Source organism: Myxococcus sp. CA005 (genome assembly GCF_006518205.1).
GTDB classification, from domain to species: Bacteria; Myxococcota; Myxococcia; order Myxococcales; family Myxococcaceae; genus Myxococcus; species Myxococcus xanthus.
Window position 1 is genome coordinate 20,765 of the sequence record NZ_SRLV01000098.1, and the last position, 11,480, is coordinate 32,244.

13 protein-coding genes are annotated in these 11,480 nt (G+C 69.4%); 7 read left to right on the top strand and 6 right to left on the bottom strand.

All coding sequences use genetic code 11. The features are described 5' to 3' along the window. Nucleotides 1-2 precede the first annotated feature (2 nt). Genes FMQ63_RS31225 through exoP form a run of 3 tightly spaced genes read left to right on the top strand, consistent with a single transcriptional unit; the run spans nucleotide 3 to nucleotide 2,820 of the window. Nucleotides 3-521, top strand: a complete 519-nt coding sequence (locus tag FMQ63_RS31225) for a serine O-acetyltransferase (RefSeq protein WP_043613256.1) — start codon at nucleotides 3-5, stop codon at nucleotides 519-521. Nucleotides 522-539: 18 nt separating this feature from the next. Beyond that, nucleotides 540-1,631, top strand: a complete 1,092-nt coding sequence (exoO, locus tag FMQ63_RS31230) for a spore coat polysaccharide biosynthesis glycosyltransferase ExoO (protein ID WP_011553307.1) — start codon at nucleotides 540-542, stop codon at nucleotides 1,629-1,631. Beyond that, nucleotides 1,618-2,820, top strand: a complete 1,203-nt coding sequence (gene exoP, locus FMQ63_RS31235) for a spore coat polysaccharide biosynthesis glycosyltransferase ExoP (RefSeq protein ID WP_020478983.1) — start codon at nucleotides 1,618-1,620, stop codon at nucleotides 2,818-2,820. Before exoO ends, exoP begins: the two co-directional genes overlap by 14 nt. Nucleotides 2,821-2,832: 12 nt before the next feature. Here exoP and FMQ63_RS31240 read toward each other — a convergent pair whose 3' ends face one another. The 6 genes from FMQ63_RS31240 to thiS are packed head-to-tail and all read right to left on the bottom strand — an operon-like array spanning nucleotide 2,833 to nucleotide 7,597. Then, nucleotides 2,833-4,011, bottom strand: coding sequence for a DUF4350 domain-containing protein (locus FMQ63_RS31240; RefSeq protein ID WP_011553309.1), 1,179 nt, complete (start codon nucleotides 4,009-4,011; stop codon nucleotides 2,833-2,835). Next, nucleotides 4,008-4,901 (bottom strand): DUF4129 domain-containing protein, encoded by an 894-nt coding sequence (locus FMQ63_RS31245; RefSeq protein WP_011553310.1) that lies wholly within the window; start codon nucleotides 4,899-4,901, stop codon nucleotides 4,008-4,010. The genes FMQ63_RS31240 and FMQ63_RS31245 overlap by 4 nt, the downstream gene beginning before the upstream one ends. A gap of 21 nt (nucleotides 4,902-4,922) precedes the next feature. Next, nucleotides 4,923-5,945 carry a hypothetical protein gene (locus tag FMQ63_RS31250; RefSeq protein ID WP_011553311.1) on the bottom strand — a complete coding sequence of 341 codons (1,023 nt, stop codon included), beginning with the start codon at nucleotides 5,943-5,945 and terminating at the stop codon, nucleotides 4,923-4,925. Continuing rightward, on the bottom strand, nucleotides 5,942-6,580 hold the full coding sequence (locus tag FMQ63_RS31255; RefSeq protein ID WP_011553312.1) for a thiamine phosphate synthase: 639 nt from the start codon (nucleotides 6,578-6,580) through the stop codon (nucleotides 5,942-5,944). Before FMQ63_RS31255 ends, FMQ63_RS31250 begins: the two co-directional genes overlap by 4 nt. A gap of 16 nt (nucleotides 6,581-6,596) precedes the next feature. After that, entirely contained in the window at nucleotides 6,597-7,382 is a 786-nt protein-coding gene (locus FMQ63_RS31260; RefSeq protein WP_011553313.1) for a thiazole synthase, read from the bottom strand. A 14-nt stretch (nucleotides 7,383-7,396) separates the two neighbouring features. Next, entirely contained in the window at nucleotides 7,397-7,597 is a 201-nt protein-coding gene (thiS, locus tag FMQ63_RS31265; protein WP_026114303.1) for a sulfur carrier protein ThiS, read from the bottom strand. Between the two features lie 222 nt (nucleotides 7,598-7,819). Between thiS and FMQ63_RS31270 the strand changes: the two genes are divergently transcribed. The 4 genes from FMQ63_RS31270 to FMQ63_RS31285 all read left to right on the top strand — a co-directional run. Further along, entirely contained in the window at nucleotides 7,820-8,359 is a 540-nt protein-coding gene (locus FMQ63_RS31270; protein WP_011553315.1) for a hypothetical protein, read from the top strand. A 245-nt stretch (nucleotides 8,360-8,604) separates the two neighbouring features. Continuing rightward, nucleotides 8,605-9,210 carry a hypothetical protein gene (locus FMQ63_RS31275; protein ID WP_011553316.1) on the top strand — a complete coding sequence of 202 codons (606 nt, stop codon included), beginning with the start codon at nucleotides 8,605-8,607 and terminating at the stop codon, nucleotides 9,208-9,210. A 214-nt stretch (nucleotides 9,211-9,424) separates the two neighbouring features. Further along, the gene (locus FMQ63_RS31280; protein ID WP_011553317.1) at nucleotides 9,425-10,558 is read left to right on the top strand and encodes a serine/threonine-protein kinase; all 1,134 of its coding nucleotides are present in this window, start codon (nucleotides 9,425-9,427) and stop codon (nucleotides 10,556-10,558) included. Nucleotides 10,559-10,657: 99 nt separating this feature from the next. Next, nucleotides 10,658-11,480, top strand: an 823-nt coding sequence (locus FMQ63_RS31285) for a dipeptidase (protein ID WP_141276835.1), incomplete at its 3' end; no start/stop codon positions are given.

Genomic DNA, 11,480 nt, shown 5'->3' on the forward strand with positions numbered 1-11,480 from the left:
TGATGGGTGTCGACGCGATGACGTTCTACCGGCTCGCGCGCAGGCTGAAGAAGCGGGGTGTGCCCCTGCTGCCAGCCGTGCTGCGCAAGGCCATCTACTATCTGCACAGTTCGTACATCCCCGAGGACGCGGAGATCGGCGAGGGGACACAGCTGGGCTACGGCGGCATTGGCGTGGTCATCCACAAGGCCGCGCGGATTGGACGCAACTGCCTCATCTCGCAGCAGGTGACCATCGGCGGGCGCTCGGGCATGGAGGGCGCTCCCGTCATTGGTGACTACGTGCGGATGGGCGCGGGCGCGAAGATCCTGGGCAACATCCACATCGGTGACTTCGCCGTCATTGGCGCCAACGCGGTGGTGGTGAAGGACGTGGCTCCGGGCACGGTGGTGGCCGGGGTGCCCGCGCGGGTCATCCGGCAGGACCCGGATCCGCTCGGGACGTACCAGCGCGAGATGGGGGAGCTGCCGCCCCGTGTGTCGCTGGTTTCCGTGCCGTCGTCTTCCAGGCTGCGCCAGTAGTCCGCGGGAGTCACATCGATGCGCGTGCTCCTCGTCGGGGATTACCCGCCACCGCATGGTGGCGTCGCGGTTCATGTTCAACAGCTTCATGGCTACCTGCGCGGCTGCGGGGTCGACGTGAGGGTGCTCGATATCGGGAAGGGGGGCCGGCCGGCTCCGGATGTCATCCCGGCTCGCGGCGCCGCTCCGTTCGCCCTGTGGCTCGCGCGGCACGTTGCCACCGGGTGGACAATTCACGTCCACACCAGTGGCAACAACCCGAAGTCCTGGGTGCTGGCGGGGATGGTGGGAAGCCTGCCCGGGCCGAAGTCTCCCCGGGTCATCACCCTCCACTCCGGACTGCTGCCGGACTACCTCGCCGCGTCCGACACGCGTCGGAGCTTCGTGCGCGTGGCGCTTGCGGGCTATGCGCGGGTGGTCGCCGTGTCCGACGCGGTGAAGTCCGCGCTGGTGGGCTGCGGTGTGCCCGCGGAGAAGATCGACGTGCTCCCGGCTTTCTGCGCCTCGCAGGTGCGGCCGGGGCCCGTTCCCTCGGCGGCGGAGGCCGCGCGCTCCCGGCGGCGGGTGCTGCTGTCCATGGCGCACCATCCATCGCCCGTCTACGGGCGCGCGCTGATGTTCCGGGCCCTGCGCGAGCTGGCGCAGACGTGGCCGGACGTGGGCCTGGCGCTCTTCGGTCCGGGCCTGGAATCCGAGGCGTTCATCCGCGACGTCCGCGAAGCGCGCGTCGCGGGCCACCTGGAGGTGCTGGGGGAGCTCGAGCACTCCGCTGCGCTGGGGCTCATCGCGCGCAGCGACGCTTTCGTGCGGCCCACCACACATGACGGGGACTCCATCTCCGTGCGCGAGGCGCTGACGCTGGGAGTGCCCTGCGTGGCCAGCGATGTCTGCGTCCGGCCCCAGCCCGCCCGCGTGTTCGCCGCGGGCAATGCCAGGGAGCTGGCGCGGGTGATTCGCGAGGCCGTGGCGGCAGGGCTCATGCATGTGCCCCAGGTGGATGCGGGGCCGGAGCTGCTCTCGCTGTACGGGGAGCTGTCCTCCAGCAACGGATTGAAGTCGTCACACGAACAAGGTTCAGGCCTGGGGGAGACGAGACATGCGGCGCAGTGATGAGTTGGACCTCGCGCGCAGGGCACTGCGCGGACGTGACCTGGTGGTGTTCTCCAACGACTGGGATGGGGACCCGCTGTCGAAGGTCCACATCATGCGGATTCTCTCCCGGGAGAACCGCATCCTCTGGGTGAACAGCATCGGCAACCGCGCGCCGAAGGCCAACGCGCATGACGTGAAGCGCATCATCGACAAGCTGGGCCGCTTCACCGAAGGCGTCCGCGAGGTGGAGCCCAACATCCACGTTCTGTCGCCGCTGGCCATTCCCTTCTATGGCTCGGAGCTGGTGCGCGGCGCCAACCGGCAGTTGCTGCGGCTCCAGGTGCTGCGGGCGATGAAGAAGCTGGGCTTCCAGAAGCCCATCTCCTGGAGCTTCCTGCCCGCGTCCGCGCCGGTGTCCGGCACGCTGGGCGAGGCGTTCGTCATCTACCACTGTGTGGACGAGTTCTCCGCCTTCAGCGACACCAATGGCCGCCACATCGCGGAGCTGGAGGAGCGGCTGCTCAAGCGCGCCGACCTCTGCATCACCTCCGCCGAGCGGCTGCGTGAGAACAAGGCCCGCGTCAATCCGCGCACGGTGCTGGTGCGGCATGGCACCGACTTCACCCACTTCGTGAAGGCGTGCGACCCGGCCACGACGATTCCCACGGACATCGCCCGTCTGCCCAAACCCATCATCGGCTTCTTCGGGCTGGTGGCGGACTGGGTGGACCAGGAGGCCATCATCGCCACGGCCCGCGCCCACCCGGGAGGCTCGGTGGTCATCATCGGCAAGACGACGCCGGACTGTGACGACTCCGCGCTGCGCGCCGAGCCGAACATCCACATGCTGGGTCGCAAGCGGTACGCGGACCTGCCCGGCTACAGCAAGGCATTCGACGTGGCGCTCATGCCGTTCAAGGTCAGCGAGCTGACGCTCAACGCCAATCCGCTTAAGGTGCGTGAGTACCTGGCGTCCGGCCTGCCCGTGGTGTCCACGGACCTGCCGGAGGTCCGCAAGGTGGGGCTCTGCAAGATTGCCAAGGACACCGAGGACTTCGTGCGCAAGGTGGACGAGTGTCTGGCGGACAAACCCGGTCCGAACCGCGAGCGCGCCGAGCGCATCTTCGGCGAGAGCTGGGACGCGCGCGTGGATGAGATTCGCCACCACGTGGGCGCGGCGCTCATGGCGGACGGCAAGGCGCTCTGACGTACCGCCCGCCTAGGCGCGGGCTTCGCGGCCCGCCAGCGCCCGCTCCAGGTGGGCGTAGCGGCGGGCCACCCGCGCGTAGTCCGCCGGTGCCACGGTGGGCTGCGCGTGGGTCCGCGTAAGGTCGGCCTTCGCCTCCAGGTACTCGGTGGCGGAGACGCCTCCGTCCTGTTCCATCAGGCGCGCGGCGTCCTCGTCCGACAGGCCCATGGGGATGCCCAGGCGCTCCTGCATCTGCTGGCGCAGGGCCTGGTCCAGCTCGGGTAGCAACTCCTTCTCCACCTTCGCGCGGCGCATCAGCCAGCCCATGCTGCGCACGTACTCCAGCGCGGACCGGTGGCGTTCCACGCGCAACGGGCGCGGCGCTCCGAAGCGTGTGCCTCGCGACACGACGTAGAGCAGACCCACCGCCAGCACCTGCGCCGTGAAGACCCAGATGCCACGGGAGAAGGGGGGCGGCGGCGCGAGCTGGTGGTGGTACTCGTCGAACAGCAGGGGCCCGCGGGCAGCCAGCGCTTCCCAGAAGCGCAGGTTGTCCAGCAGCTCCAGGCGCCGGTTCTCCAGCAGGTCCGAACCGGCCAGCACGTACACCTCGCCCTTGCCCATGGCCCTGCGCCACACCGCCACCGCGCCGCCCATGCCGGCGACGGGCACGGCGTCATCGTGGCCCATGCGCAGGCCCCGGTCCTGGGAGACTCGAAGCTGGGAGAGTCCGTGGAGGGGACCCACGGGCAGCCATACGTCCACGGTGGTCCCGCCCACGTCGGACAGCGTCGAGTCCAGGCCGCGGCTGCTGGCGGGTAGCATCAGCCCGGACTCCAGATGCAGCCATCCCTCGAGCGCCGCTTGATGTTTCCCCAACTCGCGGGGCGACAGGTACACGAGCGTCCCGCCTTCCTGGACGAAGCGTTCCAGCTCGGTGACTTCTTCCGTCGTCACGGGCCGGCCCTCGGGCGCCGCGAGCACCAGGGTGCGCGTGTCAGGGGGAATGGCTTCGAGCGGCGTCAGCAGCGTGTCCACGGCCCGGCCCCCCTCGCGGAGGTACAGATAGAGCGCGCGAGCACCCTGCGGCGCCGTGTTCTCCACAGTGGGCACCGGTGAGTCAGGCGCGTCCCTGCGCGTGGACAGGCCCACCGCCAGGGCCAGCGCGATGAGCACTCCGAAGAAGACGACGGTCCGGGAGTTCGTCACCGTGCGCCCTCCGTGGCCAGGGTTCCATTCAGCGACTCGACCTCGGTGACGAAGCGGGCGGCTTCCTCCGGCGCCACCGGCGCGAGCGAATAGAAGGTCCGGTCGTACCAGCCCATCAGCCGCTCCACCTCGCGCACCAGCGCCGCGGACGCGCCGCGGCCCGGCAGCTCCGCCGCCAGCTCACGGTTCGTTCGCACACGGTCTGGCCGGGCCAGCCGCCGCTCCTCCAGTGAGGACAGCAGGCTCAACAATCCTTCCCGGATGGCTTCGCGTGCATCCGTGGAGAGCGCCGCCCGGGCCCTGCGCAGGTGTTCGGCCGGGGAGTCCAGGACCAACGGCTCCGCGTTCGCTGCGGAGGAGGCGGAGACATGCGCCGCCTTGCGTCCACGCCGCGCGCGGAGCCGGAGCACGCTCCACAGGATGAGCGCGAGCGCCAGCCCCAGCATTACCGCGCGCGTGGCCACCGCGAAGCCCTGAGCTCCCCTGGATTCGAAGAGGCCCTCCAGCCACGCCGTCACCTCTCGCATGATGCGCTTCAGGGCATCGCCGTGCCGCTGGCGCGCGCGGGCGAACTCGGGCCGGTCGAGGATGGCCTCCAGCCGCTCGGGTTCTGTCGGTGGGGGCGGGACGGCGCTGGGGCTGTTCGCCAACGCCTGGACGTCGCAGGCCTCCTTCAGGAAGCGCGCGATCTGCTCCGCGCGCTCGGGGGCGGTGTCCCCGTCCTGGACGGGAGGCAGCGGGATTCCGCCCAGGCGTGCTGACAGCGTGCTCGCTTCATCGGCGAATCCGGCCGGGCGGTATTCGGCCGTCTCGCGCAGGTCCAGGGTGATGTCCTCGCGCTCGGCGCAGGGCAGGGAGGCCAGCAGCAGGAGGAGGGGCAGGCTCGGCACGGTGGAGTCCAGAGGGCGCCGTCAATTGGCGGGCGTCATCGTGTTGAGCTGGTGCTCCAGGTCCAGGGCTTCGCGGCGCACGCGCATGTCCAGGTAGAAGAGGGCGCAGAAGACGAAGTTGATGGGCGTGAAGAAGGACTGCGCCACCGTCTGCAGCAGCTCCACCGGGACGAGCAGCAACTGCGGCGTGCGGGCCATGGTCCCCGGGTCGAAGGGGCTGCCGTAGGGCATCATCACCAGCCACGAGGGCAATCCGGAGACGAGCTGGACGGAGATGAGGATGAGACTCACCACGGTGAAGAGAATCATCGCCCGCACCATCACCCGTCCCATGAAGCCCGGCTCCACGCGGCCCGACAGGAGCTGACCGGAGCGCCGGAACGTCTCCCAGGCGCCCAGGTCCTCCATGGCCAGCACCGGGGGCACCAGCAGGAAGCGCAGCATGTACCAGAGCGCCGCGGCCAGCAGTCCCAGGCTCGCGAGCAACGTACCGACCACGCCCAGCACGACGGCCAGGGTGTTGGAACCCGAGGCCACTCCGACGGCGATGCCGATGATCGCGAGGATGAGCCCGGGCAGCATGAGCGCCATCGTCACCAGCGCGGACCAGCCGAGCGACAGCAGGTACACCCCGGTCAGCGTGCCCAGCCGCGAGAAGCTCCGGCGCAGTGCATCCGCGGGGCGGACCGGCTCTCCCAACTGGGAGGTGAGGACGTAGCGGGACGCGGCCAGGGTGGCCAGCCAGTACATCCAGACGAGGAACAGGAACAGGCTCATCCACAGCGCGATGGTGATGCTCGCTTGCGGCAGCATGACCGCCGGGTCCAGTTGGGCGCGCGACTCCGCGTCTCCCGTGTAGAGCAGTGGCGCCAACCGTTGGCCAATCACCAACGTCGCCTTGGTCGCGATGTAGTTCACCAGCGTGAAGCCGAAGCTCAGCAGGAAGAGGGGCTTCAGGTGGGAGCGCCAGAAGGTGGCGGCACGGTCAATCATCTCCCCCATGGCGAGGGGGCGCAGCGCGGCGGCAGCGGGAGTGGAGCTCACGGGGTGCGCAGCATAGCCCGCCCGGCGCGCGCGGCCAGCAGGCTCCGAGCCGCCGCCGTCGGGTCGTCGGCCTCCAGGACGGACGAGATGACCGCGAAGCCCGCCGCGTCCGGTAGCGTCATCGCCCGCGCGGGGGTGATTCCGCCCAGGGCCAGCGCGGGGCAGGGCAACGCCGCGGCCAGGGCGCTGAACCCCTCCGGCCCGAGGGGAGGCCGTGTGTCTCCCGGCTTGGAACCGGGCGCGAACACCGGGCTCACCAAGGCGAGGTTCGCGCCTCGGGCCGCATGGGCCTCCGCCACGTCATGCACGGCGGCGCTGATCCACCTCCCGGCGGGAAGGTGCGGGCGGACGTCCATGGGGGAAGGGCCATGGGCGGGAAGGTGGATATGGGCGCCGACGAGCAGCGCCACGTCGACACGCCCATTGATGAAGAGCGGGTTGCCACGTGGGTGGCACAACGCGGCAAGCTCCCGCGCCTCGTCGAGGAATCGGCGCCCGGTGGCCTCGGGATGGCGGTGCTGGACGGCCACCTCGGGCCCGGCGTCGAGCGCCCGGGTGAGCGCCCACCTCAGCCGTTCGGACGGCAGGCGCCAGTCGGTGATGACGACGAGCCGGGGAACGGTTGAAGGCACCACCGTGCGCCCCCGACCGTCAGTGGTGGACGAGCCCGTCAATCGGGCTGGACGCGGAGCCGTAGGCCTTTCGCGGGATGCGGCCCGCCAGATACGCGTCGCGGCCAGCCTCCACCGCCTTCTTCATGGCCACGGCCATGCGCACCGGGTCCTGCGCTCCGGCGATGGCGGTGTTCATCAGCACCGCCTCCACGCCCAACTCCATGGCGATGGCCGCGTCGGACGCCGTGCCCACGCCCGCGTCCACGATGACGGGGACCTTCACCGTCTCCAGGATGAGGCGGATGTTGTGCGGATTGCGGATGCCCAGGCCGCTGCCGATGGGCGCCGCCAGCGGCATCACGGCCGCGCAGCCCGCGTCCTCCAGCTTGCGGGCGGTGATGGGGTCGTCGCTGGTGTACGGCAGCACGGTGAAGCCCTCCTTCACCAGGATGCGGGCCGCCTTCACCGTCTCCTCGACGTCCGGGTAGAGCGTCTTCTCGTCGCCGAGCACCTCGAGCTTCACCCACTTGCTCATGCCCAGCTCCTCGGCGAGCCGGCAGGTGCGGACCGCGTCATCCGCCGTGTAGCAGAGCGCTGTGTTGGGGAGCAGGCGCAGGCGGTTGCGGTCAATCCAGTTCATCAGCGACGCCTCGCCCGTGGCCTTGAGGTCCAGGCGGCGCACGGCCACGGTCACCATCTCCGTGCCGGAGGACTCGTGGCAGCGCTTCATGATGTCGTGGCTGGGATACTTCCCCGTGCCGAGGATGAGCCGGGAGCTGAACGTCACTCCGGCGATGGTGAAAGGCTTGTCCTGGATGCTCATGTGCGGACTCCTGGCTAGCCGCCGCCGACGAAGGTGACGATTTCCACGCGGTCTCCCGCCTGGAGGTGGTGTTCGGGATGGCGGGCGCGGCGCACCACCTCCGCGTTCACTTCCACGGCGACGCCGGGGCCGCCCACTTGAAGCGACTCCAGAAGTGCCGAAAGGGTGGTGCCTTCCGGCACCTCGTGCGTCTCTCCGTTGACCCAGACCTGCATGGCCTCACGGCTCCTTGCGACGACGGGACCTGGGCACGCACTACAAGGGTGACTCCGCGCTGTCAACGCGCTCGCGGACCCGTACGCCCGCTACCGTCACCGGTATACTCGGGGGCATGATCGTTCGCTGGACGGCGGGGCGGATGTGGGCAGCGCCTCCCAGGATGACGGGGGCGTGGTGCGACACGGACGGAGGGAATTGAGATTCCGACCACACGCCCCATGAAGAGACTTCTCGCGAGCGCATCCTTCTCCGTCTGCGTGGCCATGGCGTGCACGCCGGACGCCATCGATTTCACGGGCAAGACGTGCGAGGACGCACAGGATTGCCCGCCGCCGTACGTCTGTGTCGCGGCGAGGCCAGGGGAAGGACGCACCTGTGAGGTGCTGGGACTGCCGGGAGTGCCGGACGGCGGTGACGCGGGGCCCGTGCCCACGTGGTGCGAGGACATCCAGCCCATCATGGCGGCGAGTTGCGTGAGTTCGTGCCACGGCGCCGATACGAGCGACAGCGGCGTGAAGTCGTTCCGCCTGGACTACTACGCGCCCGAGGATGGAGGTATCCCAGGCGCGCACGCGATGGCGGCGCGAATCCAGGCGCGCGCGTACGTGTTCAAGGACATGCCGCCGCCGTGGCGTCCGGTACCCATGCCGACGGCACAGGAGCGCGAGCGCATCGCGCGGTGGGCGCGAGAAGGCGCGCCGCTGTGCGCGGACGCTGGCTCCGAAGAGGTGCCCGGTGGCGTGGACGGTGGCCTCTAGCCGCTCTTACGGCTGGGCCCCGTATCTCCGTTTTCTGTCCTTGTTCCCTGGTAGGGCAGGCAGGCGGCCATGCGCCCCGTGGTCCGCCGTGTGCCCCTAAGGCATCCGTGTGCGCCAGACAACCCCTGTTCAAGGGCGGGGGGAGCGCCCAGTTTCTGCCCAACGCCGGGGGAAACGCTCTCTCGGCCGCATGTGAGTGAGGGGGGAAACCTTCTCCCATTTCCACGTGAAAGGAGCAGGAACAAATGCGCAAGCTCATGATGGCGGTCACTGCGGTTGCGGGTATGTCGTTGGTCGTCACTGGCTGCAGCAAGCGCGACAACGTCGAGTCGCAGCGCCAGGACGTCGCCGAGGCTCAGGTGGAGGCGCAGCAGAAGACGGCGGAGGTCCGTCAGGACGCGCGGGAGGACATCGCCAGGACGCAAATCGAGGCCCAGGAGGACATCGCTGGGACGCAGCGTGAGGCCGCGGAAGAGGTCGCCAGCGCGCAGCAGGACGTCCAGGACGAGCGCCAGGACCTGGCCGAGGCCGAGGCTGATCGCCGGACGGACCTGAACGGCGACATGGCCCTGGGTGGCTCTGGCGCAGCGGGTGCCACCGCTGCCGCGAGCAGCGTCAGCGGCCGCGTGCTCTCCACCGGCAACGATGAGCTGACCGTGGTCGACACCAGCAACAACAAGCAGCTCGAGCTGAAGACGAACGACCAGACGCGCATCCTGCACAACAACCAGCCGCTGAAGCTGGATGACATCGAAGAGGGTGCCCAGGTCCGCGCCTCGTATGTCCGGGACGGTGAGGACATGGTGGTGCGCGAGCTGACCGTGACGCAGCCGGTGCTGAAGAAGAAGTAGTAGTCAACGCGTCGAGCGCAGCGGGCGGCTCGTTTCCTCACGGACCGCTCAGAGACGGCCTCTGCTTCGGCGGGGGCCGTTTCCTTTTTTCCCTGAATCCGTGCTGGGAGGTTGGAAGGGTGTGTCGGACGTGGGTGGTAGGAGGGATGCGTGAGGTTTTCTCACGCCTTCCCAACCCAGGGGAGGACTTCCTGCCCAGGAGGCATCACTCGAGATGTCCACTCACCCCCCAGATCCGCCCGCTTCAAAGCCATTCATCCTCTTCACCACCGGGGCCACGGCGTATGAGTTGATCCGCTACCTCGGGGCACGGGGCTCCGGAGAGCTGCTGCTCGCCCGGCGGCACTATGCGGGCGTCCCCGGCGACCTCGTGCTCGTCAAACGTTTGCAGGACGTCGGAGACGCGCAGGGTCGCGCGCGCCTGCGCGAAGAGGTCAAGCTGCTGATGCGGCTCAGCCACCCGGCCATCGTGCAGGTGTTCCTGGTGCGGGTGCATGAAGGATTGCCCCACCTGGTCATGGAGCACGTGGACGGAAAGTCCCTGGAGACGCTCATCAGCTACGCGGCCCTGCGGCGCCGGCCCTTCTCGGAAGCGTTCGCCGCCTACGTGGGCGTGGAAGTGGCGGATGCGCTGCACCATGCTCATACGCTGGAAGACGCCCGGGGCCGCCCGTTGGGCATCGTCCACCGGGATGTGTCGCCGCGGAGCCTGCGTCTGGATGCGCGGGGCCATGTGAAGCTGTCTGACTTCGCCATGGCCTGGGCGAAGCTGCCGGGGCGCATCGTCACGGAGACCCATGTCGTCCGGGGCGACCTGGCCTACGCCTCTCCGGAAGCGCTGGAGCGAAAGCCGCTGGACGGCCGCGCCGACCTGTTCTCCTTGGGGGTGGTGCTGCTGGAGGTGCTCACCGGCCTGCACCTGTTGGATCTGGAGGACGTGGAGCGGGCCGCGCTTGCCGCGGGGCCGCTGCCTGACGCGGAGGTGCTGCTGGCGGAGGTGCCAAGCTGGTTGCCCGCGCCCTTGATGGCCGCGCGCATGGCGTGTCTGGCGCCGGCGCATGTGGAACGCGCCACCCAGGGATTGTCCCCGGCCATGCGGGCCATCCTCGGCCGGCTTTTGCGCCGGGAGCCCTCAGAGCGCTTCCAGTCCGGGCAGGAACTGGCGGACGCCCTGCGCGCCGTGTTGGCCGGTCAGGGGTACGCCTACGGACCGACCGAAGCCATGCGGGAGGCCACCCAGGTCCGCCGCGACGCCCGCTGCCGCCGGCAGATGGCGGATGTGCTGCGCTGGGAGGACTCCGTGCGTCCGGAGGCCCCGCCGCGCACGACATCCGGGTCGGAGCCTTGAGGGACGGCAGGGGCAAAGGGGGCAGGGCAGGGCCCTTGAGTGAGCATCGGGACGCGGGTGGTGCTTGTTTCGCGCACGCGGGTGGGCAGACTTGCGCGCATGGGTGACGTGAAAGAGTTCCACCAGCGGTGGTGCATCGCGGACGGCCATGCGGATTCCCTCATGTGGAACCGCGACCTGTGTGAACGCTCTGAAGAGGGCCATGTGGACTTCCCCCGCCTGCGAGAGGCGGGGGTGAAGCTCCAGTGCTTCACCATCGTCACCCGGGGCTTCCCCTTCATCGGAGGCTTCCCAGTGTTCGCAGCGTGGCGTGGGTGGCCCCGGGAGGCCCGGGCGAGCGAGTGGACCCGGGCGCTCTGGCAGATTGAGCAGATGGCGTCCTTCTGTGCGCGCTCCGGGGATGCCGCCCGCATCACCACGACCGGCGCCATGCTGGAGGACAACCTCGCGCAGGGGCGGCTGTCCGCGGTGCTGGGCGTGGAAGGGGGGCACGCCATCGAAGGCCAGGTGGCGCGCCTGTCGGAGCTTCACCAGCGCGGGGTGCGCTTCATGGGCCTCACCCACCTGTCCAACAACGACCTGGGTGGTTCTTCCTTTCCGATGATGGGCAACCGGGGCCTCACACCGCTGGGCCGGGATGTCATGGAGGAGATGGCCCGGCTGGGCATGAGCGTGGATGTGGCGCATGCCTCGGAGTCCACCCTCAAGGACCTCTTCACCCACCCCTCGGTCCGGTTCTTCTGCTCGCACACGGGCGTCCGCGCGGCGGGCGGCGGCTGGCGCAACCTCTCCGACGAATCCCTGCGCTTCATCGCAGACCGGGGCGGGGTGGTGGGCATCATCTTCGCCCCCGTCTATCTGGGCGGTGACACCGTGGATGACGTGGTCCGGCACATCGAGCATGCCGTGGACGTCATGGGGG

Bases quoted from the DNA above. Each gene is read 5' to 3' on its own strand.
- exoP (WP_020478983.1), top strand. From the start codon at position 1,618: ATGCGGCGCAGTGATGAGTTGGACCTCGCGCGCAGGGCACTGCGCGGA.
- exoO (WP_011553307.1), top strand. From the start codon at position 540: ATGCGCGTGCTCCTCGTCGGGGATTACCCGCCACCGCATGGTGGCGTC.
- FMQ63_RS31270 (WP_011553315.1), top strand. From the start codon at position 7,820: ATGAAGAGACTTCTCGCGAGCGCATCCTTCTCCGTCTGCGTGGCCATG.
- FMQ63_RS31275 (WP_011553316.1), top strand. From the start codon at position 8,605: ATGCGCAAGCTCATGATGGCGGTCACTGCGGTTGCGGGTATGTCGTTG.
- FMQ63_RS31260 (WP_011553313.1), bottom strand. From the start codon at position 7,382: ATGAGCATCCAGGACAAGCCTTTCACCATCGCCGGAGTGACGTTCAGC.
- FMQ63_RS31225 (WP_043613256.1), top strand. From the start codon at position 3: ATGGGTGTCGACGCGATGACGTTCTACCGGCTCGCGCGCAGGCTGAAG.
- thiS (WP_026114303.1), bottom strand. From the start codon at position 7,597: ATGCAGGTCTGGGTCAACGGAGAGACGCACGAGGTGCCGGAAGGCACC.
- FMQ63_RS31280 (WP_011553317.1), top strand. From the start codon at position 9,425: ATGTCCACTCACCCCCCAGATCCGCCCGCTTCAAAGCCATTCATCCTC.